The sequence below is a fragment of the Ramlibacter humi genome, assembly GCF_004681975.1.
GTDB lineage: Bacteria > Pseudomonadota > Gammaproteobacteria > Burkholderiales > Burkholderiaceae_C > Ramlibacter > Ramlibacter humi.
Map to the genome: position 1 here is coordinate 382453 of NZ_SMLK01000001.1, position 24452 is coordinate 406904.

General features: G+C 71.4%; 28 protein-coding genes. 16 read left to right on the top strand and 12 right to left on the bottom strand.

What is annotated here, in order from left to right:
• The first annotated feature begins 82 nt into the window (after positions 1 to 82).
• The 3 genes from EZ216_RS01840 (at position 83) to EZ216_RS01850 (ending at position 3088) form a co-directional block, all read left to right on the top strand.
• Positions 83 to 505 carry a LytR/AlgR family response regulator transcription factor gene (locus EZ216_RS01840; protein WP_135247869.1) on the top strand — a complete coding sequence of 141 codons (423 nt, stop codon included), beginning with the start codon at positions 83 to 85 and terminating at the stop codon, positions 503 to 505.
• Between the two features lie 97 nt (positions 506 to 602).
• Positions 603 to 1439: a PPK2 family polyphosphate kinase gene (locus EZ216_RS01845; protein ID WP_135247870.1), complete on the top strand. Its 837-nt coding sequence runs from the start codon at positions 603 to 605 to the stop codon at positions 1437 to 1439.
• A gap of 137 nt (positions 1440 to 1576) precedes the next feature.
• Positions 1577 to 3088 (top strand): MFS transporter, encoded by a 1512-nt coding sequence (locus EZ216_RS01850; RefSeq protein WP_135247871.1) that lies wholly within the window; start codon positions 1577 to 1579, stop codon positions 3086 to 3088.
• Positions 3089 to 3183: 95 nt separating this feature from the next.
• Here the strand turns inward: EZ216_RS01850 and EZ216_RS01855 are convergent, their stop codons facing one another.
• Positions 3184 to 3555 carry a PA2779 family protein gene (locus tag EZ216_RS01855; RefSeq protein WP_135247872.1) on the bottom strand — a complete coding sequence of 124 codons (372 nt, stop codon included), beginning with the start codon at positions 3553 to 3555 and terminating at the stop codon, positions 3184 to 3186.
• Between the two features lie 178 nt (positions 3556 to 3733).
• On the opposite strand from EZ216_RS01855, the gene EZ216_RS01860 reads away from it, so the two are divergent.
• Positions 3734 to 4546: a transglutaminase-like domain-containing protein gene (locus EZ216_RS01860; protein WP_135247873.1), complete on the top strand. Its 813-nt coding sequence runs from the start codon at positions 3734 to 3736 to the stop codon at positions 4544 to 4546.
• Here the strand turns inward: EZ216_RS01860 and EZ216_RS01865 are convergent.
• Together EZ216_RS01865 and ppk2 are read right to left on the bottom strand one after the other, a co-directional pair.
• Positions 4543 to 4971 carry a response regulator gene (locus tag EZ216_RS01865; protein ID WP_135247874.1) on the bottom strand — a complete coding sequence of 143 codons (429 nt, stop codon included), beginning with the start codon at positions 4969 to 4971 and terminating at the stop codon, positions 4543 to 4545. The genes EZ216_RS01860 and EZ216_RS01865 overlap by 4 nt on opposite strands.
• A gap of 135 nt (positions 4972 to 5106) precedes the next feature.
• Entirely contained in the window at positions 5107 to 6012 is a 906-nt protein-coding gene (ppk2, locus tag EZ216_RS01870; RefSeq protein ID WP_135247875.1) for a polyphosphate kinase 2, read from the bottom strand.
• Between the two features lie 144 nt (positions 6013 to 6156).
• Between ppk2 and EZ216_RS01875 the strand changes: the two genes are divergently transcribed.
• A complete protein-coding gene (locus EZ216_RS01875; RefSeq protein WP_135247876.1) occupies positions 6157 to 7713 on the top strand; it encodes a CYTH and CHAD domain-containing protein in 1557 nt (518 codons plus the stop codon).
• Positions 7714 to 7720: 7 nt separating this feature from the next.
• Here EZ216_RS01875 and EZ216_RS01880 read toward each other — a convergent pair whose 3' ends face one another.
• Both EZ216_RS01880 and EZ216_RS01885 read right to left on the bottom strand, forming a co-directional pair.
• A complete protein-coding gene (locus EZ216_RS01880; RefSeq protein ID WP_135247877.1) occupies positions 7721 to 8173 on the bottom strand; it encodes a bacteriohemerythrin in 453 nt (150 codons plus the stop codon).
• Positions 8174 to 8175: 2 nt separating this feature from the next.
• Positions 8176 to 8634, bottom strand: coding sequence for a hypothetical protein (locus tag EZ216_RS01885; RefSeq protein ID WP_135247878.1), 459 nt, complete (start codon positions 8632 to 8634; stop codon positions 8176 to 8178).
• Between the two features lie 176 nt (positions 8635 to 8810).
• Between EZ216_RS01885 and EZ216_RS01890 the strand changes: the two genes are divergently transcribed.
• The 3 genes from EZ216_RS01890 to EZ216_RS01900 all read left to right on the top strand — a co-directional run bounded on the left by EZ216_RS01890 (position 8811) and on the right by EZ216_RS01900 (position 12456).
• A complete protein-coding gene (locus tag EZ216_RS01890) occupies positions 8811 to 10607 on the top strand; it encodes an ATP-binding protein (RefSeq protein ID WP_135247879.1) in 1797 nt (598 codons plus the stop codon).
• Between the two features lie 389 nt (positions 10608 to 10996).
• Positions 10997 to 11776 carry an SDR family NAD(P)-dependent oxidoreductase gene (locus EZ216_RS01895; RefSeq protein WP_135247880.1) on the top strand — a complete coding sequence of 260 codons (780 nt, stop codon included), beginning with the start codon at positions 10997 to 10999 and terminating at the stop codon, positions 11774 to 11776.
• A 116-nt stretch (positions 11777 to 11892) separates the two neighbouring features.
• Positions 11893 to 12456, top strand: a complete 564-nt coding sequence (locus tag EZ216_RS01900; RefSeq protein WP_135247881.1) for a type 1 glutamine amidotransferase domain-containing protein — start codon at positions 11893 to 11895, stop codon at positions 12454 to 12456.
• Between the two features lie 6 nt (positions 12457 to 12462).
• On the opposite strand, the gene EZ216_RS01905 is transcribed toward EZ216_RS01900, so the two are convergent.
• Positions 12463 to 13440 carry an HDOD domain-containing protein gene (locus EZ216_RS01905; RefSeq protein WP_167772802.1) on the bottom strand — a complete coding sequence of 326 codons (978 nt, stop codon included), beginning with the start codon at positions 13438 to 13440 and terminating at the stop codon, positions 12463 to 12465.
• A gap of 172 nt (positions 13441 to 13612) precedes the next feature.
• Between EZ216_RS01905 and EZ216_RS01910 the strand changes: the two genes are divergently transcribed.
• Complete coding sequence (locus EZ216_RS01910; RefSeq protein ID WP_167772803.1) at positions 13613 to 14527, top strand: cupredoxin domain-containing protein; 915 nt, start codon at positions 13613 to 13615, stop codon at positions 14525 to 14527.
• Between the two features lie 209 nt (positions 14528 to 14736).
• Entirely contained in the window at positions 14737 to 15402 is a 666-nt protein-coding gene (locus tag EZ216_RS01915) for a papain-like cysteine protease family protein (protein WP_135247884.1), read from the top strand.
• A 1-nt stretch (position 15403) separates the two neighbouring features.
• Here the strand turns inward: EZ216_RS01915 and EZ216_RS01920 are convergent, their stop codons facing one another.
• Positions 15404 to 15589 (bottom strand): hypothetical protein, encoded by a 186-nt coding sequence (locus EZ216_RS01920; RefSeq protein ID WP_135247885.1) that lies wholly within the window; start codon positions 15587 to 15589, stop codon positions 15404 to 15406.
• A 222-nt stretch (positions 15590 to 15811) separates the two neighbouring features.
• On the opposite strand from EZ216_RS01920, the gene EZ216_RS01925 reads away from it, so the two are divergent.
• Complete coding sequence (locus tag EZ216_RS01925) at positions 15812 to 16114, top strand: hypothetical protein (RefSeq protein WP_135247886.1); 303 nt, start codon at positions 15812 to 15814, stop codon at positions 16112 to 16114.
• Here EZ216_RS01925 and EZ216_RS01930 read toward each other — a convergent pair.
• Positions 16111 to 16935 (bottom strand): MipA/OmpV family protein, encoded by an 825-nt coding sequence (locus EZ216_RS01930; RefSeq protein WP_167772804.1) that lies wholly within the window; start codon positions 16933 to 16935, stop codon positions 16111 to 16113. The two genes, EZ216_RS01925 and EZ216_RS01930, sit on opposite strands and share 4 nt — an antisense overlap.
• 106 nt (positions 16936 to 17041) lie before the next feature.
• Here EZ216_RS01930 and EZ216_RS01935 point away from each other — a divergent pair, with 106 nt between their 5' ends.
• On the top strand, positions 17042 to 18088 hold the full coding sequence (locus EZ216_RS01935) for an Ldh family oxidoreductase (protein ID WP_135247888.1): 1047 nt from the start codon (positions 17042 to 17044) through the stop codon (positions 18086 to 18088).
• Here the strand turns inward: EZ216_RS01935 and EZ216_RS01940 are convergent.
• From EZ216_RS01940 to EZ216_RS01950, 3 genes are all read right to left on the bottom strand, one after another.
• Positions 18085 to 19377: a phospholipase D-like domain-containing protein gene (locus EZ216_RS01940; RefSeq protein ID WP_135247889.1), complete on the bottom strand. Its 1293-nt coding sequence runs from the start codon at positions 19375 to 19377 to the stop codon at positions 18085 to 18087. The genes EZ216_RS01935 and EZ216_RS01940 overlap by 4 nt on opposite strands.
• 77 nt (positions 19378 to 19454) lie before the next feature.
• The gene (gene ypfH, locus EZ216_RS01945) at positions 19455 to 20087 is read right to left on the bottom strand and encodes an esterase (protein ID WP_135247890.1); all 633 of its coding nucleotides are present in this window, start codon (positions 20085 to 20087) and stop codon (positions 19455 to 19457) included.
• Positions 20080 to 20883, bottom strand: coding sequence for a DODA-type extradiol aromatic ring-opening family dioxygenase (locus EZ216_RS01950; RefSeq protein ID WP_135247891.1), 804 nt, complete (start codon positions 20881 to 20883; stop codon positions 20080 to 20082). The genes ypfH and EZ216_RS01950 overlap by 8 nt, the downstream gene beginning before the upstream one ends.
• A 90-nt stretch (positions 20884 to 20973) precedes the next feature.
• Between EZ216_RS01950 and EZ216_RS01955 the strand changes: the two genes are divergently transcribed.
• The 4 genes from EZ216_RS01955 to EZ216_RS01970 all read left to right on the top strand — a co-directional run bounded on the left by EZ216_RS01955 (position 20974) and on the right by EZ216_RS01970 (position 23770).
• On the top strand, positions 20974 to 21942 hold the full coding sequence (locus tag EZ216_RS01955) for a LysR family transcriptional regulator (protein ID WP_135247892.1): 969 nt from the start codon (positions 20974 to 20976) through the stop codon (positions 21940 to 21942).
• Positions 21942 to 22538, top strand: a complete 597-nt coding sequence (locus tag EZ216_RS01960) for a DedA family protein (protein WP_167772805.1) — start codon at positions 21942 to 21944, stop codon at positions 22536 to 22538. Before EZ216_RS01955 ends, EZ216_RS01960 begins: the two co-directional genes overlap by 1 nt.
• A 182-nt stretch (positions 22539 to 22720) precedes the next feature.
• On the top strand, positions 22721 to 23161 hold the full coding sequence (locus EZ216_RS01965) for a helix-turn-helix domain-containing protein (protein ID WP_135247894.1): 441 nt from the start codon (positions 22721 to 22723) through the stop codon (positions 23159 to 23161).
• Positions 23162 to 23176: 15 nt separating this feature from the next.
• Positions 23177 to 23770 carry a DUF2889 domain-containing protein gene (locus EZ216_RS01970; protein ID WP_135247895.1) on the top strand — a complete coding sequence of 198 codons (594 nt, stop codon included), beginning with the start codon at positions 23177 to 23179 and terminating at the stop codon, positions 23768 to 23770.
• Here EZ216_RS01970 and EZ216_RS01975 read toward each other — a convergent pair.
• Positions 23751 to 24383: a class I SAM-dependent methyltransferase gene (locus tag EZ216_RS01975; RefSeq protein ID WP_135247896.1), complete on the bottom strand. Its 633-nt coding sequence runs from the start codon at positions 24381 to 24383 to the stop codon at positions 23751 to 23753. The two genes, EZ216_RS01970 and EZ216_RS01975, sit on opposite strands and share 20 nt — an antisense overlap.
• Positions 24384 to 24452 lie beyond the last annotated feature (69 nt).

Below are 24452 nucleotides of genomic sequence, written 5' to 3' on the forward strand. Positions count from 1 at the left end.
AGGAACGCATACAAGCTCGCCAGATAGGATTCGCGGCCTTCCTACACACTCGAGTCCACCTTTGCACCACCATAGGGCGCCTATGCCCTTGCCAAAGGATGACCCCGACTTCCCCCTCCGCGTCGTTCTCGTGGAAGACCACGCGGCTTATCGCGAACAGCTGACCTGGCGGCTGGAAGAGCTGCCGGGCGTTCGCATCGTCCACACCACAGAGCGCCGCAACGACGCGGTCGATTGGCTGCAGGCCCATCCGGACGGGTGGGACCTGGCGGTGCTGGACATCTTCCTCGCCGAAGGGCACGGCTTCCAGGTCCTGCGCGCGTGCACCGATCGCGCGGAGCACCAGCACGTGGTTTTCCTGACCAGCTACACGCGCGATCCGGCGCGCGGGCAGGCGCTGGCGCTGGGCGCCGATGCGGTGTTCAGCAAGCTGGAGCTCGATGCGTTCCTGGCCTACGTGCAGCAGCGGCGCGAGGAGGCGCCGGCGCACGCCGGCCAACCCTGAGGATGCTGCCCGCCGGAGAGCGCACATGGCGTCCAGGCAGCAGCCCCACACTCTCCGCCGGCTCCCCGAATCCTCCCTGCTTCGGCATACTTTCCCCATGCCCGCGCCGACCCTGCCCAAGTCCGTCTCGAAATTCACCGTCTCCCAACCCGGCGACAAGAACTTCAAGCTCGCGGCCATTGATCCCGCAGACAAGCCGTGCTCATCGGGCGGCAAGACCGACGACCGCGTGATCGTCGACCAGCTCGCCCTGGACCTGGACGTGCTGCAGAACCGCTTCTGGGCCGACAAGCGCTTCAAGCTGCTGGTCGTGCTGCAGGGCGTGGACACCAGCGGCAAGGACGGCACGCTGCGCCACGTGTTCGGGCGCATGACCCCGCTGGGCGTGCGCACCGCCGGCTGGAAAGCGCCCACCGAAGCGGAGCGCGCGCACGACTTCCTCTGGCGCATCCACCAGGCCGTGCCCGCCGCGGGCGAGCTGGTGCTGTTCAACCGCAGCCATTACGAAGACGTGCTGGTGCCGGTGGTCGCGGGCACGCTCGACGATGAAGCCGTGGACGAGCGCCTGGCACAGATCAACGACTTCGAGCGCATGCTGTCGCAGACCGGCACGGTCATCCTCAAGTTCATGCTGCACATCTCGAAGAAGGAGCAGGGCAAGCGCCTGCAGCAGCGGCTGGACGACCCCGAGAAGTACTGGAAGTTCGACCCGGCGGACCTGCAGGCGCGCGAGAAATGGGACGCGTACCAGGCGATCTACGAACGCGCCATCCGCGCGACAGGTACGCCGTGGGCACCATGGGTCATCGTGCCGGCGGATTCCAAGACGCACCGCAACCTGATGATCGCGACGGTGCTGAAGAAGGCGATGGAGTCGCTGGGGCTGCGGTTCCCGCCGCTGCCCGAGGAGCTGGTGGGGGTGAAGGTGAAATGACGCTCGTTGAAGCTGGTCCCGCACCTGTCCGCGAAGGCGGGAATCCATGGCGCCCGCTTTCACGGAAGCCCTGGAAGCCATGGATTCCCGCCTCCGCGGGGATGACGCTGTTTGCTCCGCGAGGATGACGGTTGACCATGCCGGAACCAGCCCTCCACTGCACCGCGCAGCAGAAGCGCTGGATCCTCGTCGCGTCCATCCTCGGCTCCAGCCTGGCGTTCGTCGACGGCACCGTCGTCAACGTCGCGCTGCCGGCCATCCAGCATGAACTGCACGCGTCGGTCTACCAGGCCCAGTGGGTTGTCGAGTCGTATGCATTGCTCCTCGCCGCGCTGCTGCTCGTAGGTGGCGCGCTGGGCGACCGGCTCGGCCGCCGCAAGGTGTTCATGCTGGGCGTCGCGATCTTTGCCTTCGCGTCGCTCGGCTGTGCGCTGTCGCAGACCGTCCACCAGCTCCTCGCCGCGCGCGCCGTGCAAGGCATCGGCGGCGCGCTGCTCGTGCCAGGCAGCCTGGCGCTCATCAGCGCCGCCTTCCCCGAAGATGAACGCGGCCGCGCGTTCGGCACCTGGGCGGGCTTCAGCGGCATCACGTCGGCGGTGGGGCCGCTGGTGGGCGGCTGGCTGGTGGAACACCTGTCGTGGGCTTGGGCCTTCGCCATCAACCTGCCGCTGGCCGCCGTGGTGCTGGCCATCGCCTGGCGGCACATTCCGGAAACGCGCCCGCGCGGCGCCGAAGCGCGGCTGGATGTCGCCGGCGCGCTGCTGGCCACCGCGGGCCTGGCCGGCATCGTGTTCTGCTTCGTCGAAGCGCCCACGCGCAGCTGGCATTCGCCCGCGGTGCTCGCCGCTGCGGCCACCGGCGTCGCCGGCATCGCCGCGTTCATCGTGGTGGAGCAGCGCAACGCCGCGCCCATGCTGCCGCTGCACCTGCTGCGCAACCGCAACTTCGCCGGCGCCAACCTGCTCACGCTGCTGCTGTACGCGGGCCTGGGCGGTGGGCTGTTCTTCCTGCCGCTCAACCTGATCCAGGTGCAGGGCCTGGGCGCCACCGCGGCCGGCGCGGCACTGCTGCCTTTCGTGCTGATGATGTTCACGCTGTCGCGCTGGGCCGGCGGGCTGGTGGACCGGCACGGTGCGCGCGGACCGCTGATCGTGGGGCCGCTCATCGCCGCCGCGGGCTTCGCGCTGCTGGCGCTGCCCGGCACCGGCGCCAGCTACTGGACCGGCTTCCTGCCCGGCGTGGCGGTGCTGGGGCTGGGCATGACCATCGCCATCGCGCCGCTCACGACGACGGTGATGAACTCGGTGGGGCAGGAGAGCAGCGGCGTCGCCTCGGGCGTGAACAACGCGGTGTCGCGCGTTGCCGGCGTGCTGGCCATCGCGGTGTTCGGCGCGCTGATGGCCGCGGTCTTCGAACCGCGCCTGCATGCGGCCCTGGATTCATTGCCGCGCGAACTGGCCGACGCCGTCTGGCAGCAGCGCGACCGGCTGGCGGCCATCGAGGTCCCCGCCGGCGCGGAGAAGGCCCGCGCCGCGGTGCACGAATCGTTCGTCGCGGGGTATCGCTGGATCATGGCCACCAGCGCGGTGCTGGCGGTGCTCAGCGCCGGCGTGGCGGCGCTGTGGATCGACTCGCGGCGCGCGAAGTGAAAGCCGCGCGGGCCTGGCGGCCGTGAGGTGGATCCCGGCGTTCGCCGGGATGACAGCAGTTGTTGTCATGCCGGGCTCGGCCCGGCATCCACGCCCTACAGCGCCACGATCACCAGCAGCGCCACCAGCAGCACCAGGATCCAGTCGCGGTCGCTGAGCGCGCCGCCGGCGGGCAGGGCGTCGATGCGCTCGGCCAGCGCGTGCACTTCGTCCTGCGACATCGCGTCGACGCGGGCGGCGGCGTTCAGGCCGTCCACGCCCAGCGAGCGCAGCCGCTCCTGCAGCGCGGTGCTTTCCAGGAAGCGGCGCACCTTCTCGCGCTCCTGCCCGGCCGGCGTCGGCGCGTTCTCGGTGGCGGCGGCCGCGGCTTCGGCGCCGATCATCGCGGCGCGCGCGGGCGCGGCTTGCAACGCGAGGGCGGCGGCCAGGCTCCAGCAGGCGCAGCGGATGAATGGGGACCAGGACATGGCGGGCTCCTTTCGGGTGACGGGCGAGGTAGGCGCGACTATAGGCAGCACGCGGCATTTCGTGTGCCTTCGCGCTGCGGATGGGTTGCGTGCGCGCCGCGCGGCAGCGGCGTCCGCCGCCAGTGCGCAGGCATGCCGTCCGACAGCTGAGTTCGCCCTCCAGCCTTAGCCTCGATGGATGCTGCTGACCGCCGTTTCCGACGTCCGCGTGGCCTGCGAACAGGACACGCCCGTGGTGGCCATGCTGCGGCCGCGCGGCGGCCCGGCCCAATGGGTGCTGGGCCAGCGCTACGAACTGGCGCCCTGGGTGCCCGCGCGCGAATACGTCGACACCTACGGCAACCTGTGCCAGCGCTTCGTCGTGCCGCGCGGCGAGATGCGCATCCTGGTCACGTCCGAAGCGGAAGTGGCCGAGCAGGCCGCCGTCGACGTGCACGCGTCCTTCACGCCGGTGGACCGACTGCCCGACGACGCGCTCATGTACATGCTGCAGAGCCGCTACTGCCCCAGCGACTCGATGGAAGACCAGGCCCGCGAGATCGTGAAGGGCTGCGCGCCCGGCTACGCGCAGGCGGCACGCATCTGCCAGTGGATCCACGGGAAGCTGGAGTACCGCTACGGCGTCAGCGACGCTTCCACCTGCGCGCGCCAGACGCTGGCAGACGGCGCGGGTGTCTGCCGCGACTTCGCGCACGTGGGCGTGGCCCTCAGCCGCGCGCTGCACCTGCCGGCGCGGTTCGTGGTCGGCTACCTGTACAGGCTGGATCCGATGGACATGCACGCCTGGTACGAGGTGTTCGTCGGCGACCGCTGGTACACCTTCGACCCCACGCAGGACAAGCCGCGCGGCGGCCGCATCGTGGTGGCGTACGGCCGCGACGCCACCGACGTGGCCTTCCTGTCCAGCTACGCGCCGCTGGAGGTGACGCAGATGAAGGTCACCGTCGAAGCGTCCGCGGCGCAGCCGGTGCCGGAAGCCGAGCCCGCCTAGGGCTTCGCCTTGCGTCCGGCCAGTTCGGCCACCAGCGCGCGCAGCTGCGCTATTTCAGCGGGCTTGGTGAGGTGGGCATCGAAACCCGCCGCCTTCGATTGCCGCACGTCGTCTTCCTGGCCCAGGCCGGAGAGCGCCACCAGCGCCAGTTCGTGGCCCCAGCCGGTGGCGCGGATGCGGCGCGCGAGCTCCAGCCCGCTCATGTCCGGCAGCCCGATGTCCAGCAGCGCGATGGCCGGCCGGTGCGCCTGCGCGGCGGCGAACCCGCGTTCGCCGGTGCCGGCGGCCAGCACGGTGTGGCCGGCCAGCTCCAGCAGCGTGCGCAAGCCCCACACCGCATCCTCGTTGTCGTCCACGATCAGCAGCGTGACGCCTTCGGAAGCCGGCCCCGGATGAGCCGCCGTTTCGCCGGCCGGCGGCGTCATGCGGCCTCCGGCGCCAGGCGCGCTGCTGCCCAGCGGGGGCGTCCAGCCTCCGGCTCACCTTGCGCGACAAGTGTTCCCATGCCGGCCGTTGCTGCTTGTGGTAACGGCACGATTATGGGGGGCGGTGCCCGGCGCTCAGTAGGCGGCCGGGACGATGAGGTCCGTCGGCACCGGGCGGCGCAGGTAGTCCTCGTGCCGCTCGCGCTGCGGCAGCACCACCTCGGTGTGCGGCACCGGCCGGTAAGGCACCAGCGACAGCAGGTGGTGGATGCAGTTCAGGCGCGCGCGCTTCTTGTCGTCGGCCTGCACCACCCACCAGGGCGCCTCGGCCGTGTGGGTGCGCTCCAGCATCACTTCCTTGGCCCGCGTGTACGCCTCCCAGCGGCGGCGCGACTCCAGGTCCATGGGGCTCAGCTTCCACTGCTTCAGCGGGTCGTGGATGCGCGAGAGGAAGCGCAGGTGCTGCTCCTCGTCGCTGATGGAGAACCAGTACTTCACCAGCTGGATGCCGGAACGCGCCAGCATGCGCTCGAACTCGGGCACGCTGCGGAAGAACTCCTCGTACTGCTCGTCGGTGCAGAAGCCCATCACGCGCTCGACGCCGGCGCGGTTGTACCAGCTGCGGTCGAACAGCACGATCTCGCCCGCGGCCGGCAGGTGCGCGACGTAGCGCTGGAAGTACCACTGCGTGCGCTCGCGGTCGTTGGGCGCGGGCAGGGCGGCCACGCGCGCCACGCGCGGGTTCAGGCGCTGCGTGATGCGCTTGATCACGCCGCCCTTGCCGGCGGCGTCGCGGCCCTCGAACAGGATCACCAGCTTGTGCCCGGTGGCCACCACCCAGTCCTGCAGGTTCACCAGCTCGCGCTGCAGGCGGAACAGCTCGCGGAAGTACAGCTGGCGGCCGGACTTCTGCTGCGCGTCCAGCGCGATCTCGCGGCCCTCGGCGTCGAAGGCGCGGTCCTCGTATTCCAGCTCGTACTCCTCGTCGTCGGCGTCGAGCAGGTCCAGGTGCAGGCGGGTGTCTTCGTCTTCGCGCTTCATGGCGGCATGTTCCGTCGGGGAAAGATCCGATTGTTGCGTTGGGTCAAGCGGGGCGTGTGACGAAGCCATGACAGCGTGCGGCCACGTGCGGCAACATGGAAGGCCGACAGGCGCCACTGCCGGGCTGGACAAGGCTGGACCTCCATGAAGAACGACGACCTGAAGCGACGCCGCCGCCGCGTGCACCGAGGCGCGAGCCGGCCCGTGCGCCTGCTGCCCGCGGCACCCGAGGCCTCGCCGGCCGCGGGGCTGGAACGCGAGCTGAAACTGGAAGTGCCCGACGGCGCGTGGGAAGGTGTGGCGCGCGCGATGCGTGGCGCCGAGCTGGAACAGGTGCCGCTGCGCGCGGTGTACCTGGACACCGCCGACGGCGCGCTGGCGCGTGCGGGCATCGCGCTGCGCCTGCGGCGCGAGGGCGCGGACTGGGTGCAGACGCTGAAGGCGCGCGGGTCGGGGCCGTTCGAGCGGCTGGAGGACAACGTGCCGGTGCCTTCGTCCGGCGACGCCGTTCCTTCGCCCGACCTGGCGCGCCACCGGGAGCCGCGCGTGCGCGAAGCGCTGCGCCGCGCCGTGGGCGATGCCCCCGCGGCCGTGCTGCCGCTGTTCGAGGTGAGCGTCACGCGGCACGTGCGGCGGATGCGCTTCGGCGATTCGCTGGTCGAACTGGCGCTGGACGATGGCCGCATCAGCGCGGCGGGCCGCACGCGGCCCATCCGCGAGCTGGAGCTGGAACTGGTGGAAGGCGGTTTCGGCGACCTGCTGCAGCTGGCGCGGCGCTGGCGCGAGAAGCACGGTTTGTGGCTGGCCGTGGCGAGCAAGGCCGAACGCGGGAGGCGCCTGGCGGCGGGTGAGCTGTACGCGCCGCCGGCGCACGCCCAGCTACCGGTGCTGCCGGACGGGTGCTCGATCGGCGAGTTCACCTCGGCCGTGCTGGCTTCGTCGCTCGAGCAGGTGCTGGCGAACGCGGGCGAGGTGGCGGCGGGCAGCCAGTCGGACGAGCACGTGCACCAGCTGCGCGTGGGCCTGCGCCGCCTGCGCAGCGCGCTGCGCGAACTGCCGTGGCTGGCCGCGGACCGCGAACGCGCGGAGGCGGCGCTGGCGGCGGTGTTCCGCGCCTTGGGCGAGCGGCGCGACCGCACGCACGTGCTGCACACCATCCAGCCGCTGGTGGAAGCCGCGGGCGGTCCGGCGCTGCGGATGCCGCCCGGCTTCCATGAGAGCGAAGACCTGGGCGCCGCCGTGCGCGGCGATGCCTTCCAGGACACGCTGCTGGCGCTGCTGCAGCGGACGGAATCGGTGCGCACCGAAGACGGCGACCGGCTGAAGCGGACGCTGCGGGCGCTGTTGTCGAAGCTGCAGCGGCAGGTGGCGCGCGACGGCGAGCGGTACACCAGGCTGTCGCCCGAGCGGCAGCACCGCGTGCGCAAGCGGCTGAAGCGCCTGCGCTACCTGGCCGAGTTCGCGGGCCCGCTGTTCCCGCAGAAGGCGGTGGCGAAGTACCTGGAAGCGATCAGGCCCGCGCAGGAGGCCCTGGGTGATTACAACGACGAGGTCATGGCGTGGCAGCTGTACGGCGAGCTGGCGCACGCCGACCCGGACGCGCAGTTCGGCGTGGATTGGCTGGCGGGAAGGCAGAAGGGCGAGGCGAAGGCATGCCAGAAGGCGTTGAGGAAGATGGGGAAGGCGCAGGTGTTCTGGTGACGGGGTTTCAGGCGCGGTCCAGCGGATCCGGCACGCGCGCCTCCGCCGGATGCGAGAACCACTCCGCCGCCGGCAGGTCCATGTCGGCCAGGTGCGCCTGCAGCCAATCCACCAATGCGGGCGGAAATCTCTTCCGTACCATCGCCGGCTCGCCCGAAGCCAGCCGCCGCAAGCGATCCAGCCCCGCGCGGTGTTCCTCGCGGTGCTGCTCCACCCATTCGTAGCCGTTCAGCGTCAGCAGGTGCTCTTCGGCCGCGCAGTGGCGCTCGGCCAGCTCCAGCAGGTCGCTGGCCGCCAGGCGCAGCGTGCCGGCGTCCATCCCCGGCAGGTCGTTGACCAGCGCGCGCGCCAGCTCCAGCAGCAGGATGTGGTGCTTGTCCAGCAGCGCATGGCCGACCGACATGGATACGTCCCATGCGGGCACCGTGATCGGGCCCGGCGCCGCTTCGGCGGACGGCATGCTCAGGCCGCGGTGGCGCGTTGCAGGCAGCGCCGCGCGGCCGCGCGCGTGGCGGTGTCGGCGTGCAGCGCGATCTCGTGCGCCAGCTCGATCAGCAGGTGCGGCGGCACGGCGGCGTCGCCGCCCCAGCGCAGCTGGCGCCGCAGCAGCGCCAGCGCCTGGCCCGAAGCGGGGAACTGCCTCTCGATGCCGCGCGGCGTGCAGCGCGAAAGCAGCCGGCCCAGGCCGCCGGCCAGCACGCGGTAGTCGTGCCGCTCCGGGGCGCCCGCACAGGCCGCTTCGCCGGTGACGAAGCGGGACGCCAGGAAGCGCAGCGGAAGCACGAACGAAGTGACGGTGGCGAACATCAGGCCGCCATGGTGGAACGCGACTGTGACTCGCGTGTGAAGGTTGCGCAGCCAGCGCCGCACGTGGCCTGCAAAACACCCGCGCTGCGCGGGCTGCCGCAGGATCGTGCTCACGGCTTGAAACAGCACTGACGGCGCCCTGACGCGCGCAAGCCCCGCATGTAAGCCATTTGCCTAAGGGCGGCGCCGCGGATTCGGGCCCAATACGAATGGGGCCCGAGCGAGCGCGACCCTAAGACCGCGCCGGGGCCGCCAGGGAGCAGCCCGACCGCCGCCGCGCGCTTTTCGACTTGAACGCCATCCCCCACACCACGGCCTTGCCTCCGGCCCTGGACCCGTTGCTGTCACCCCGCGGGCAGGACGACGCCTCCCGCGCCGTTGCCGCGCTGCAGGCCCAGCTGGCCACGTCCGGCGAGCTGCAGGCGCGCACGCGCGAGCTGGAAGCCACCGTCGCGACGCTGCAGGCCACGCTGGAAGCGACCCGCGAAGGCATCCTGGTCACCGACGAGGACGGCCGGGTCACGATGGCCAACCGCCGCTTCGAAGCCCTGTGGGCGCTGACGCTGCCCGCCACCGGCCTGGAGCGCGGCGCGCTGCTCGCCGAACTGGCGCCGCTGCTGGCCGGCGATGCCTCGCAGCTTTTGTCCTGCGTCGACGGCGCCGATGCCTGCCTGCACCTGGCCGACGGCCGCGTGATCGAGCAGCGCTCGCGGCCGCAGCGCCTGCGCGGCGAGGCGGCGGGCCGGGTCTGGACGTTCCTGGACGTCACGCAGCAGCACCGCGCGGAGAGCGAGCTGCGCGAGGAAGCACGCGCGCTGGAGCTGGTGAACCGCACCAAGCTGCAGGTGGTGCGCGAGCTGGACCCGCAGCGGCTGCTGCAGTCCATCGCCGCCGCATGCCTGCAGGTGGGCGGCGCCGAATACGCGGCGTACTTCGAGCTGGAAACGGATTCGGCGCGCGTGCTGGCCTATGCGGGTCCGCCGCTGCCGCACCTGCGCATGGACGCGCGCATCCCGCCCACGCGCCTGTTCCGCGCCACGCTGGAGCGGCGCCGCACCATCCGCATCGCGGACCTGATGGCGCGCAGCGCGGCGCAGGAAGCCGCGCCGCATCCCGTGATGCGCAGCTACCTGGCGGTGCCGGTGATCGCGCGCGATGGCTCGGTGGCCGGCGCGCTGATGCTGGGCCACAGCCGCGCCGGCATGTTCGGCGAGCGCGCGCAGCGCCTGGCTTCGGGCCTGGCCGCGGGCGCCGCCGTCGCGCTGGACAACGCGCGGCTGCTGGGCGAGGCGCGGCAACTGGCGCAGGAGCGGCTCGGGCTGCTGGACCGCGAGCGCGCGGCGCGGCAGGCGGTGGAGCAGCTGAATGCGACGCTGGAGCAGCGCGTGGCCAGGCGCACGCAGGCGCTGTCGATCGCCAACCGCGACCTGGAGGCTTTCGCCTTTTCGGTGTCGCACGACCTGCGTTCGCCGCTGGGCCGCGTCGACGGCTATGCGCAGGCGCTGGCGGCGCTGCTGGAGGACGAGAAGCGCGAGAAGCCGCGCCACTACCTGCAGCGCATCCGCGCCAACATCGCGACCATGGGCGTGATGGTCGAGTCGTCGCTGGCGCTGGCCAAGCTGTCCTTCGCGCCGATGCGCACGGAGCTGGTGGACCTGTCGGCCATCGCCACGCGCATCTGCCGCGACCTGGCCGATGCCGAGCCGCTGCGCGATTGCCAGGTGGCGATCGAGCCGGGTCTGCGGGTGCAGGGGGATGCGGCGCTGCTGGACGTGATGCTGGGGAATCTGCTGCGCAACGCGTGGAAGTTCACGGCGCCGCGCCGGCCGGCGAAGATCGCGTTCCGGCGGGTGACGGGAGAGTCGCCCTTCACGTTCGAGATTGCCGACAACGGGGTGGGGTTCGATGGGGAAGCGTCGGAGCGGCTGTTCGTGCCGTTCCAGCGGTTTCATGCGGACAACGAGTTTCCCGGGACGGGCATTGGGTTGGCGACGGTTCGGCGGTTGGTGGAGAGGCACGGTGGTCGCATCTCGGCGCATAGTTCTCCTGGAGAAGGGTGCCGCTTCGAGTTCACCTTGGGGGCTTGAGCTTCCGTGATGTGAGGCGAGGAGGCTGCGCGCGCCAGGCGCCACCCGCCGCGCTGGGACCAGCGTGCGGATTCGAAGGCATTCCACCTGCAGCGCACAGCCCCTCAACGGCGTCATTCCCGCGAAGGCGGGAATCCATCGCTTCCACTACGGCCGTTGAATGCGGGAGCCATGGATTCCCGCCTTCGCGGGAATGACGCCATTGGAACCCGCGCACTGGTTCCGCGCGCCTGGCGGTGCCCGGCCTGGGTGATTTCCGAAGCCACCGCGAAGTGTTTGAGCGCGTCAGCGCTCAAGCATCGCCGGAGAATGAGCCCAGGCCGGGCACCGCCTGGCGCGAGGGCGCTGCCTTCGATCGCGCCAAAATCACGCCAACCAGGAGCACCCCCATGTACCAACCCTTCGACCTCACCAACCGCACAGCCATCGTCACCGGGGGCAACGGCGGCATCGGCTTGGGCATGGCTCGTGCACTCCTCGCCTCGGGCGCCGCCGTCGCCATCTGGGGCTCCAATCCCGTGAAAACGAAAACCGCCCATGAACAACTGGCGGACGAATGCGGCGACAAGGCCCGGATCCACTCCTTCGTCTGCGACGTCGGCGACGAAGGACAGGTGGAGGCCAGCTTCGACGCTTCGGTCAAAGCACTGGGCGGCCGCATCGACGCGTGCTTCGCCAACGCGGGCGTGTCCAGCAAAGGCACGATGCTGGTGGACATGACGCTGGAGGAATTCCGCCGCGTGCAGCGCGTGAACGTGGAAGGCGTGTTCCTTACTTTCCGCGCGGCGGCGCGCCACATGATGTCGCACGGGCAGGGCGGCTCGCTGGTCGCCACGGCCAGCACGGCGGCGGTGGAGGGCGCGGCGCGCAACAGCCACTACGGTGCTTCCAAGGGAGCGGTCACGGCGTACGTGCGCGCGCTGGCGGTGGAACTGGCACGGCACAAGATCCGGGTCAACTCCATCCTGCCGGGCTGGATCGTCACCGACATGACCGAGCGTTCGGTCGGCAATTCGAAGTTCGCCGATGCGGTGCTGCCCCGCATCCCGGCACGGCGCTGGGGCTCGATCGACGACTTCGGCGGCATCGCGGTGTACCTGGCCAGCGAGGCTTCGTCGTATGCCACGGGCGAGCAGTTCCTGATCGACGGCGGCTACACCAAGTTCTGACGCGGCGGCTGCGGCCCGCCCGGCGATTCCTACGGCAAGCGGCAGGGCGCACCGACAGCGCGCACGCGGGCCGAACGCGACCATGGTGGCTTCGACGGAAAAGAAGGAGTCTCTCCATGGCACAGCAACAAGACCTCGGCGGCCTGAAGGTCGCCATCCTCGCGCTCGACGGCTTCGAGCAGGCCGAGCTCACCGAGCCGCGCAAGGCGCTGGACGCGGCGGGCGCGAAGACGACCGTCATCTCGGCCAAGGCCGGGCAGGTGCAGGGCTTCCAGCACGACAAGCCCGGCGACAAGGTGGACGTCGACATGACGCTCGACCAGGCCGACCCTTCGCAGTTCGACGCCGTGCTGCTGCCCGGCGGCGTGATGAACGCCGACACGCTGCGCGCGAACCCCAAGGCGCAGAAGTTCGTGCAGGCGCTGCAGCAGGACGGCAAGCCGTTCGCCGTCATCTGCCACGCGCCGTGGCTGCTGGTGTCGGCGGGGCTGGTGAAGGGCCGCAAGATGACCAGCTACCACACGCTGCAGGACGACCTGCGCAACGCGGGCGCGCAGTGGAGCGACCAGGCGGTGGTGCGCGACGGCAACTGGGTGTCCAGCCGGCAGCCGGACGACATCCCGCAGTTCAACCAGGCGATGCTGGCGCTGTTCGCGCGGCAGCTGCAGGCCGCGCACTAGAAGCGGTCACGCGGCCTTGGGCTGCGGCGCGGCGTCGGCTTCGGCCAGTTCGTCGACGCGGCGGCGCATCACGCGCTGCTCGGCCTGCGCGACCAGTTCGCGCAGGGGCGAGGGCGGGCCGCCGGCGACGCCGAGCGAGCGGCCCATCGCGTTCAGCCGCATGCTCAGGTCCCACGCGGGGATCAGGCGTGCCAGCAGGCGGTCGCGGCGCTGGGACAACGCGTCCTGCGTGACGGGGTCGGCCAGCACGGCCGGCGTCAGCGCGGCTTCGGCGCCATGCAGTTCGAAGGTGCGCAGCATCGCGTTCCAGCCGCTGTTCATCAGCAGGCCGGCGACGTAGGCGTCGAAGGTGTCCTGCTCGTGGCGGTGCGCCAGCAGGGCGCACAGCGTCGCGCAGCGCTCGGAGTCTTCCCACATGCGCGCGGCGGCGCGCGCCTGCAGGCTGCGCGAGTCGGACTGGAACAGCGGCCGCACCAGCACGCGCGCGATCACCTGTTCCACGCCCACGCTGCCCAGCACGGCCACGGCCTGCTGCACGCTGGGTGACGTGGCGCCGTAGTGCGCGAACATCGCCGAGCGCGCCATGCGCAGCACTTCGGCGGCCAGCACCACGTCCTGCTCGATCTGGTGGGCCAGCTCGGTGCGGGTGTAGGTCTCGGTGCGCAGGATGCGGATCAGGCGCGGCAGCACGCTGGGGCTGCGGCGAAGCAGGCGGGTGCTGGAACCCTTGCCGTTGATCTCGGCATCGGCCGCGCGCAGCAGGCGGGCGGATTCGGGTCCCGCGGGGCGATCGGGCAGGCCGTCCACGCCCAGCAACCAGGCCAGGTAGCGGCCGCGTTCTTCCGGGGTGACGCTGACCGCGGGCGAGTTCGGCCCTTCGGGCAACAGGCGCGAAGCGGTCGGCTCCTCGCGGGTGAGCGGGGGCGGGGTGGGCTCGTCGCCGAGGGCGAGGCGCAGGAGTCGGCCAAGTTGTGCCAGTGCCATGGGACGCACGCAATGGAGGGAGGTTGGCGGCCATGCTCCCACGCGGCGGCGGCCCGCGAAGCGCCGGGAAGCGGCGGCAAAGGGCGCGATTTCCGCGCATCGCGGCGGGCGGCGCTTGACCTTGCCATGGGGGCAAGGTCCACAGTCGCGCCATTCTTCCAGGGACACCCCCATGCAGACATCCTTCACCCGCGCGCACGCCACCATGCTGCTGCGCTATTCGGGCATCAGCTTCATCTCCGGCGCCGTCAACCACGGCTTCTTCAGCGGCACGCGGTCGTTCGCGACGGCGGCCGTGGGCATCGTGCTGTTCGCGGCGGCTTTCCGGCTGGAGCACGGCGACGACCGCGCCGCCACCTGGCGCAAGCTGCTGTGGAGCGCGCTGCTGTCGGTGGGCCTGGGCTTCTTCACCGGCGGGCTGCAACATTTCCCCGATTCGCCCGCGCGCAGCGCCTGGGTGGTGCCGCTGGGCTTCGCCGTGTCGGTCGCCGCGTTCGTCGCGCTGGAATTCCCGGCGTGGACGAAGCAGGTGACGCGGTACGCGGCGCTTGGCGGCGTGGTGGTCGTCGCCGGCAGCCTGGCGGCGCTGCAGCTGCTGCGCGCGAACCCCGAATGGCTGGGCACACACGCGCATGGCGACGATCACGGGGCGGCGACCTCCGGCGTCGCGGCCGCGCAGGTGGTGAACCGGTCCGTGGCTGTCGCCATGGGCGACGACATGCGCTTCTCGCCCGCCTCGCTGCATGTGGCAGCGGGGGAGACCGTGCGGATCTCGCTGACCAATCGCGGCCAGGTCGACCACGAGCTGGTGATCGGCACGCCGGCCGAGCTGAAGGTGCACGCGCAGGCCATGCGCGAAGGCGAAGCCCACGCGCATGGCGGCGGCGCGGCCATCCGGTTGGCGCCGGGCGCCACCGGCGAGCTGGTCGTCACCTTCCGCGACGCCGGGCCGCTGGAATTCGCCTGCCTGATCCCGGGCCACTTCGAGGCGGGCATGCGCGGCGACATCGCGGTGGCGCAGGCGAATGCCGCGCCGGTGGATGCGGCCAAGCCGGCGCCTGCCGCGCACGGCTCGCACAAGCACTAGCCCCCTTCCCGTCATCCCCGCCTACGCGGGATGACGCCGAAAGATTCGCGCCGCCGGCACTCCCGGCGGCGCGCGCGTTATCGGCCGCGCAACGCAGGACTTGAGCCATGCGGTCTTGCGAAAAGAGGCATGTTCCCTAGGCAATTCGCCTCTGCGCCCGTTTTCGGGCCCGCCGAAGAGACCTCCGAGAGCAATCGGAGGAGGTTTCGATGCGGTGGAAAACCAGGGGCCTGGCGGCGGCGCTGGGCCTGGCGGCGGCGATGGCCGCGGCGCCGGCAGCCGCGGCCACGCGGTGCGAGCCGATCGGCGCGGGCGTGGAGCGCTGCGTGTCGGGGCTGCGGCCCGACGCCATCCGCGCCATCGCGCAGGCGCAGAAGGCCAGCCAGTGGTGCTGGGCCGCGGTGGTCAGCATGTTGCTGCGCGCCTACGGCGTGGCGGTGGCGCAGGAGCAGGTGGTGCGCCAGTACTGGGGCGCGGCGGTGGACATGGCGCTGCCGGTCTCGGCCATTCCCGGCCTGATCAACCGCACCTGGAACGACCCGGCGGGCCGGGCGGTGACGCTCACGGCGCGCACGGTCAGCCAGCCTGCGCAGGGCGGGCTGACCAGTCCCGACGTGCTGCAGGACCTGGACGGCGAGCGGCCGCTGGTGCTGGTGGTGCCGGGGCACGCGGTGGTGCTGGTCCAGCTGGAATACGAACGGCCCACCGGCGACGACAGCGGGGCGCAGGTGAAGCGCGCGGTGGTGCTGGACCCGGCGGCCCAGGAAGGCTCGGTGCGGGCCCTGAGGCCCGGCGCGGCCATCGTCCAGCTCACGCGCGTGGCGGCGGCCGGCGACGGGGCCGTGGCTCTCGCCGGCCGCGCCGTGCTGCGCTGAATCACTCCAGCGGGGCGGGCCGCGTGCGGCGGTTGTGCTCCAGGTAAGGCTCCAGGCTGCCGGCGCCTTCGCCGCTGCGCTGGCCCGGCGGCGGCAGTTCGCGCCGGCCGCTGCGGCGGCGCAGGTTTTCCAGCAGGCGCAGCATCACGTTGCGCGGCAACCTGCCTTCGCGTGATTCCGTGTCCATCGCTTGGTCCCCCATGTCCTGAGTTGCTGCTCAGATTCGGCGCAAGCGGCCATCCGATCAAGCGGCGGCGTGCAACAACCGTAACTCAGCCGTCACATGCCGGGGACGTGCCCAGCAGCGCCGCCGGTGTATCCGACGGATGCAATTGCATCGCATTCGTGCGACATGCGCGTGAAAGCTTCTTCCAACATCCATGTCATCCACATGCCGGGAGAAAGATCCATGCCATCCGTTCGCCTCGTCCTTGCCGCGCTGCCGCTGGCCGCGCTGGCCGCCTGCACGGTCAATCCGCGCCCGGTAGTGGTGACCACGCCGCCGCCGGTGGTGCAGGCCACGCCCGCGCCGCCCGTCGTGATGGGCGCGCCCGCCGCCGTCACCATCGACGTGCCGCCGGGCCAGTACCCCGCGCCCGGCAGCTGCCGCATCTGGGTACCGGGTGTCGCGCCGGCCAACCAGGCCCCGTCGGGCGCCTGCGACGACCTGCAGAACCGCGTGCCCGCGGGCGCGGTGTTGCTGCGCGGCTAGTCGGAAGCGGGTTCCGGCGAGCGCATCCAGGTCCAGGACACGCCGATCCCCACGGTGTGGCCGGTGACCTGGCGCACCAGCGGGCTGGCGCGGTTGGCCGCGCCGGCCACGCTGTCCAGCCGCGCGAAGCCGAACACGGTCCAGTCGCGCGCAACGTCTTTCGACAGCGAAGCCGACAGACGTGTGGCCAGCAGGCCGCTGCGCGCCTGGTAGGCGGGCCGCCCTGCGGTCGCATAGACAGGCGCCACTTCATAGAAAGTGCGCGCCAGGCGCTCGTCCGCCAACAGCACGCTGGCGCCCGCGCGGGCCGTCCAGGCGCCGGGCAGGCGTTGGGACCAGCTCACGCCGGGCTGGAACACCGCGCCGCGGTAGGTCAGCTGGTGGCTCAGGTCGAACACGCCGCGCACCGGCAGGTCCAGCCGCCAGCGGCCCATCTGAGCGTTGCCGCCCAGGTTGACCTTCAGCCGCGGCCCGAACTCCACCAGCGTGCCCAGGTTGGGCATGCCGCGCCGCACGGGATCGTCGCTGGCGTTGGAGCCGAAGGCGGCGGCCGCGCTGACGTCGAACTCGTACCGCGGCGTGTGCACCGCGCGCACGCCCACGCCTTCGTTGTCGGCGCGCAGGTAGCGCCCGCGGTACAGCAGCCAGGGCAGCACGATGCCGCGGTTCACCTGCCGGGCGGATCCCGGGTAGGCCTGCTGGCCCACGTACAGCCCGACGGCGCCGACTTCCCACAGCGGGCGGCTGGACGTGTCCTGGGCGAAGGCGGGGAGGGCGGCGAGAGCGGCGGCGAGCGCGAGCGGGCGGAGGAGGCAGGTCATGTTCAGGCGCATGGCCCAGCTGTTCTACCGCAGCGCGCGCCGCTTGGGGGCCCGCGGTGTGGAAACGTGCCAACCCATCCGCGCGCGGCGCTTAGACTGCCCCGCCATGACCGCACGCCACTCCCTGGATTCGCTCACCCGCTTCGCCCTGCACCTGCTGGAAGCCGCCGGCCTGTCCGCCGACAAGGCCGCGGCCGTGGCCGGCGTGCTGGTGGAGGGCGACCTGATGGGCCACACCACGCATGGCCTCGCCTTGCTCGCGCCTTACCTGCGCGAACTGGAAGCGGGGACCATGCTCAAGGAAGGCGAACCCGAGGTGGTGGCGGAATCGGATGCCGCGCTCACCTGGGATGGCCGCCGCCTGCCGGGCCCGTGGCTGGTGCTGCGCGCGATGGCCGAAGCCTCGGAACGCGCGCGGCGCCTGGGCACGGGCACGGTGGTCATCCGCCGCAGCCACCACATCGCCAGCCTGGCCAGCTACCACCGCCGCGCGGCGGAAGAGGGCTTGCTGCTGCTGCTGGCCTGCTCGGACCCGAACAGCGCCAGCGTCGCGCCTTACGGCGGGCTGGACCCGGTGTTCACGCCCAACCCGGTGTCGGCGGGCTGGCCCACGGGCGGGCTGCCGGTGTCGGTCGACATCTCGACGTCCACCACCACCAATGGCTTGACCAATCGCCTGCACGCGCAGGGCGGCAAGCTGCCCGCGCCCTGGCTGATCGACGGCCACGGCCAGCCCAGCGACGATCCTGCCGTGCTGTTCAACGAGCCCAAGGGCACGATCCTGCCGCTGGGCGGCCTGGACTCCGGCCACAAGGGCTACGGCCTGTCGCTGCTGGTGGAGGCGCTGACCGGCGGCCTGGCCGGTCACGGTCGCGCCGACCCGAAGGAAGGCTGGGGCGCCACCGTGTTCCTGCAGGTGATCGACCCCGACCGCTTCGCCGGCCGCGCGGCCTTCACGCGGCAGATGGACGAAGTGGCTTCGCGCAGCCGCGCTTCGAAGCCGGTGGATGCGAAGCGCCCGGTGCGCCTGCCGGGTGAGCGCGGTTTTCAGTTGTCGAAGCAGCAGGCGGCCGAAGGGGTCGTGCTGCACGAGAGCATCCTGCCGATGCTGAAGCCGTGGGCGCAGAAGTACGGCGTGGCGCTGCCCGCCTAGAGCACTTCCTTCAGCAGGTACACCGCGTTGTCGCGCAGCTTGTGCAGCGGGCTGCGCTTGCGCCAGCGCTCCAGGTCGATCTCGCTCGCGCGTTTCGCGTAGCGCTCGAACACTTCTTCCATGCGCCGCGCCAGCGGCGGGTGCAGGATGCCCAGCGTCACCTCGTCGTTGGTGTCGAAAGACCGGTCGTCGAAGTTGGTCGAGCCCACCGCGCACCACTTGCCGTCGATGGTCACCACCTTCTGGTGCAGCAGCGTGTGCGGGTACTCGAACAGGCGCACGCCGCATTCCAGCAGCTTCTGGAAGTTGCGGTGGCCGGCGTGCTGCACGACGGGGTTGTCCGACCCGCCGGTGGAAGGCATCAGAACGCGCACGTCCACGCCGCGCTTGACCGCCTGGCCCATCGCGTCGATGGCCTCCGGCTCCGGCAGGAAATACGGGTTCTGGATCCACAGCCGCTCGCGCGCCATGCACAGCACGGTGTGGTGCAGGATTTTCACCGCGGGCGCGGAGTTCTCGGGCTTCACGAAAGCCGCGTGCACCACCGCGTCGCCTTCGGGCTTCAGCTCGGGAAACACGTCCTCGCCGACGAACAGCTCGCCGGTTTCGCCGGCCCAGTTCTCGCTGAAAGCCGACTGCAGGCTGTGCACGATGGGCCCGCGCAGCAGCAGGCTGACGTCGGCGAAATGCTCGCCGTCTTCCGCGTCGCCCAGCCACTCGTCGGTGACGCAGTGGCCGCCCGCAAGGGCTTCGCGCCCGTCGATCACCACGATCTTGCGGTGGTCGCGGTCGGTCAGCACGCCCAGGTTGTAGATGCTGCGGTTGTGGAAGAACTGCAGGCGGCAGCCGGCGTCGCAGAGCGCTTTGCGCTCGTCGTCCGGCATGCGGCGGCCGCCCACCGCGTCGAGCATGATGCGCACCTTCACGCCCGCGCGCGCCCGCTCCGCCAGCGCGTGCACCAGCCGGCGCGAAGCCTTGCCCGGCTTCCACAGGAAGGTCTCGAAGTGCACGGTCTTGCGCGCCAGGTTGATGCGCTCGGCCAGCACGTCGAAGTAGCGCCCGTTCTCCAGCACTTCCACCGAGTTGCCCGGCAGCGCCGTGCCCAGCGTCAGGCCCGACAGCGACGGCAGCATCTTCTCGATGGGCGCGTCGCATTCGAGCGAGAGCCTGGGGCTGCGGTGCCGCCGCGCGGACCACAGCGCCACGGCCAGCAGCGCGGAAGCGCCGGCGAAGACGCCGGTCCAGAAGTTGATACGGGGGTGGTCGTGGTGGGGGTGCCGCAGGCTCATCGCGAGCGGCAGGGTAGGGCCGCGGCGGCGTGCCCGCGGCCAGCGCGCGACGACGAGCTTCGTAGGCGGGCGGCGTGTCAGGCGGCCGTGCTCAACCGCTGCAGCAGCCGCTCTTCCATGGCGGGCGTCAGCCCATGGCCGGCATCGGGGAACAGGTCGAGCGTGGCCGCGGCGCCCAGCGCGGCGGTGGCCTGCGCGGCTTGCCGGGCGAACGCGAACGGGATCACACCGTCGAGCTCACCATGCAGGAAGTGGAAGCTGCGCGCCGCCAGCGGCTGCGTCGGCGGCTGGGCGAAGCGGCCCGCGATGGACGCGACGCGGTCGGCCAGCGCCTGGCCCTGGCGCGCGGCTTCGAGCGAAACGATGGCGCCTTGGGAGAAGCCCACCAGTGTGGTGCGCGCCGCGTCCAGGCCATGACGCTGCTGCAGTTCGCGCACCGCCTGCGCGAAGTGCGGCAACGCGCCAGCCACTCGCTGCGCGCGGTTCTCCTCCGTCACGCCGCGGATGGAGAACCACTGGCGGCCGGCTCCGCCCGCGTCGAACGGGAACGCGGCGGGCACGCTGTACACCGCCGCCTGCGGGAAGGCGCGCGCGATGGCGCGGCCCAGCGGCACCAGGCCGGCGGCATCGGCGCCGACGCCGTGGAACAGCAGGAACAGGTGGTCCGGCGCACCGCTCGCGGGAACGGAAACGCGCAGCGCTTCAGGCATGGGCGGCCTCCTTCGCGTTGAACACGTAGGCGTCCATGGCCAGCACGCCGTACGTCATGCCGCCGTCGATGACGGTGACGTCGCCTTGCGGATCGGCCGCGCCCAGCGCGAAGGGCAGGGGCAGGTAGTGGTCCGGCGTGGGATGCGCGCGCCGCGCATGCGGCGCCAGGTCCAGGTAGTCCACCAGCGCGTGCTGGTCGTGCTTGCGCACGGCGCCGCGCGCCCAGTCGACGAATTCGGCCGCGTAGGAAGCGCCGGCCGCGCCGACGTCCTGGCGGAACTCGTACAGGTTGTGCGTGATGCTGCCGGAACCGACGATGAGCACGCCTTCTTCGGCCAGCGGCGCCAGCGCGCGGCCCAGGCGCACCGCGCCTTCGGGATCCAGGTCGCGCGGCATGGACACCTGCAGCACCGGCACGTCGGCCTGCGGGAACAGGTGGCGCACCGGCACCCAGGCGCCGTGGTCCATGCCCCATTGCCCGTCGGCGGTGGCGTCCCAGCCCGCGGCGCGCAGCAGTTCGAGCGCGCGCGCGGCGACTTCCGGCGCGCCGGGCGCGGGGTACTGGATGCGGTACAGCTCGGCCGGGAAGCCGCCGAAGTCGTGGATGGTCTCCGGCGCCGGCGTCGTGGCCACGCGCACGCCGCGTGTCATCCAGTGCGGCGACAGCACGAGCACGGCCTTGGGGCGCGGCAGTTCGCGGCCCAGCTGGTTGAGCAGCGGACCGGCCAGGTGCGGCTCGATCGCGAAGGTGGGCGCGCCGTGGGAGACGAACAGGACGGGAAGGCGTTGGTTCATGGTGGGTTCCTCGCTTGCTTCCACTGTAGGAGCGGCCGAGGGGGAAATAAAGGTGCAGAATCGGGATGAATTGTTTCGGAAATTGGAACGATGGACCGTTTCGACCAGATGCGCGTGTTCGCCGCGGTGATCGACGCCGGCAGCTTCGCCGGCGCGGCCGAGGCGCTGCAGATGTCGCGTCCCGCCGTGTCGCGCCACGTCGCGGAGCTGGAATCGCGCCTGGGCGTGCGGCTGATCCAGCGCACCACGCGGCGCCTTTCGGCCACCCCCGAAGGCCAGGCTTTCCATGCGCGCGTGCGCGAGCTGCTGGCGGGCATGGACGACGCCGAGGCGGAAGTGGGCTCGCGGCGCGCCGAGCCCAGCGGCGTGCTGCGGGTGAACGTGCCGGTGACTTTCGGCATCCTGCACCTGGCGCCGCTGTGGGGCCGCTTCCGCGCGCTGCATCCGCAGGTGCAGCTGGAAGTCACGTTGCAGGACCGCTCTGTGGACCTGGTGGAGGAAGGCTACGACCTGGCGGTGCGCATCTCGCGGCTTCAGGACTCCAGCCTGGTGAGCCGGCGCCTGGCCGGCACGCGCATCGTGGCTTGCGCGTCGCCCGCGTACCTGCGGCGGCGCGGGCGGCCGAAGTCGCCGCAGGACCTGCGCGCGCACGACTGCATCGCGTACAGCTACTGGGCTTCGGGCGACGAGTGGGCCTTTCGCGGGGCCGAAGGCGAGGTGACGGTGAAGACCACGCCCGTCCTGCGCACCAACAACGGCGACACCTGCCGGGCCGCCGCGCTGGCGGGGCAGGGCGTGATCCTGCAGCCGACCTTCCTGGTCGGGCCCGACCTGGCGGATGGCAAGTTGGTGGAGCTGTTGCCGCAGTGGCAGGCGGGTGAGCTGGGCGTGCATGCGGTGTACCCGTCGCGCAAGCATTTGCTGCCGAAGACGCGGGCGCTCGTGGATTTTTTGGTGGAGGCGTTCAGAAGGCCGCAGTGGGAGATGGAGGCCGGAGCGTCCCCACCCCGGCCCTCCCCCGGAGGGGGAGGGAGGAAGGCGAGGAGAGCAGCGCGATGATGGAACAGGCGCTCGCCGCCTTGCAGTCGCTGCAGGGCGCGCCGGCCTATGGGCTGGTGTTCGCGCTGCTCGTGGGCAGCGGCTTCTTCCTGCCGGTGAACGAAGACCTGCTGCTGGTGGCCGCCGCCGCGGCCACTTTGCGCGGCGTGATGGAACCGATGCTGCTGGTGACGGTCGCGTGGTGCGGCATCCTGTGCGCGGACTCGCTGATCTTCCTGTGGGGCCGGCGCTTCGGAACGCAGTTGTTGCGCCACCGGCTGGTGGCCGGCGCGTTGCCGCCGCGGCGGCTGGCCGCGATGGAACGCGCCCTGGGCCGCTGGGGGTCCGCCGCGCTGTTCGCCGTGCGCTTCCTGCCGGGGCTGCGCACGCCGCTGCTCTTCACCGCCGGCTCGCTTCGCGTGCCGTACCGGCAGCTCCTGATGTACGACGGCACGGCGGCGGCCATCGAGATCCCCTTGCTGGTGTACGGCGTGCGCTGGGCCGGTGGCCGCTGGGAAGATCTGCTCGCGTTCGGGCGTGCGAATGCATGGGCCGTGCTGGCGATCCTGCTGGCCGCCGCGGCCGTCGCCTGGGCCGTGAGGCGTGCGTGGCGTTGAGGAACTTTGATGCCCGGTATGAAGGCCGGCCGCATCTGTCGTCAGCCGCTGAAAAGTTTTGCTTCACCTGTTGCGGCTAAGATGCCCGCCAACGCCCGGCATCCCGGGGAGGCGGCTCCATCCGGAGGCCAGCAGGGGGTCCACAACCCCGCGGCCGCCATCATGACAAGGTATCCAAAGCCATGCCCAATATCGGCACCGTCCTGAAACAGGAAATCGCGCGGGTCGCGCGCAAGGAGCAGCGCTCTGAAGTGCAGCAGCTGAAGAAGTCCGTCGCGCAGTACCGCGGGCAGATCGCGCAGCTGAAGCGCCGCATGCAGACGCTGGAGCAGCAGCTCAAGCGCCTGGCGCGTGGCGGCGGTGGCGCAAGCCGCGCGGCGGCGGCGGCGCAGGACGAAGAGGACGAAGGCCCCAACCTGCGCTTCTCGGCCAAGGGTCTGGCGGCGCAGCGCAAGCGCCTGGGCCTGTCGGCCGCTTCGGTCGCGAAGATCCTGGGCGTGTCGGCGCTGTCGGTCTACAAGTGGGAAAGCGGCAAGACGCGCCCGCGCGCGCGCCAGCTGGAAGCCATCGCCCAGCTGCGCAAGATGGGCAAGCGCGAGGCCACGGCCAGGCTGGCTGCCTGACAGGAAGCGCGCAGCATGCCTTTGCCCGATCCGGCGCCGCGCCGGCACCTGCATACGCGCGCCGTCACCTACACCGGCTTTCTCCGCGAGGACGGCCTTTGGGACATCGAAGGCGAGCTGCGCGACACCAAGACGTACGGCTTCGTCCGCTCGGACGGCAGCGACATGCCGCCGGGACGTCCCATCCACCACATGCTCATCCGCCTGACGGTGGATGAGGCGATGACCATCCGCGAGGTCGCCACCTCGATGGACGGCACGCCTTTCGGCGAATGCCAGCAGGGCAACGACCCGATGCAGAAGATGGTGGGCGCGCGGCTGGGCCCGGGCTGGCGCCAGGCCATCGAGGCCGCGCTGGGCGGCGTGCGCGGCTGCACGCACCTGCGCGAGCTGCTCTTCAACATGGCGACGGCGGCGTACCAGACCATCTTCCCCTGGCGCGAGAGCGAAAGGCGTGGTGCGGGCCAGGCGCCTTCGCAGGCCACCGAGCCGCCGTATCACCTCGGCCGTTGCATCGCGTGGGACCCCAGCGGCGCCGTCACCCAGCGCTACTACCCGCAGTTCTTCGGCCAGCCGCTCAAGCGCGCCGTCAAGCCGCCGCGGGCTTGACCCAGGTGAACACCCGCATGGGCGGGACATTCACCCATTCCCACTCCGCCGCGGGTTCACCCAGGTAGGGCGTGGTGTAGGTCGCCACGTGTGGCCGCACCTGGTAAGCCACGAAGCGGCCGCCCGGCCGCAGCACTTTCGCGACCGCCGCGGCGATGCGATCCGAGACGTCCGCGGGCATGGTGGAGAAGGGGATGCCCGACAGGATGGCATCGGGCGCCGGCAACCGCCGCGCGGCCAGCAGCGATTCGATCTGCTCGGCACTGGCCTGTTCGAGCAGCAGTCGCGGGTCGTGCAGTTTCGTCTGCAGCAGCGCGTGGAAGTGCGTGTCGAGTTCGATCGCCAGCAGCCGCGCCGAAGGCTGCATGGCGCGCAGGAACGCGGCCGTGGTGCCGCCCGTGCCCGGGCCCAGCTCGACCACCGTGCGCGCTTGCGCCAGCGCCGCGTTGCGAACCAGGCGCTGTTCCAGCCGGTGCGAGCTCGGCACGACCGAGCCGACCTGTGCCGGGTGGCGAAGGAAGCCGCGCAGGAATTCGAGGGCGTCGCGCGGCTCGCGCGCGGGCCGCTGGGCGAAAGGGCCGGCACGGCCGGCGCGGGATTCGTGGAGGGCCATGGTTCGCCTGCTTCTGTTGGGTGCGGGGGATTCTGGTGGCGTGAGCGCGTGCGTGGTGTCGGACGGAGC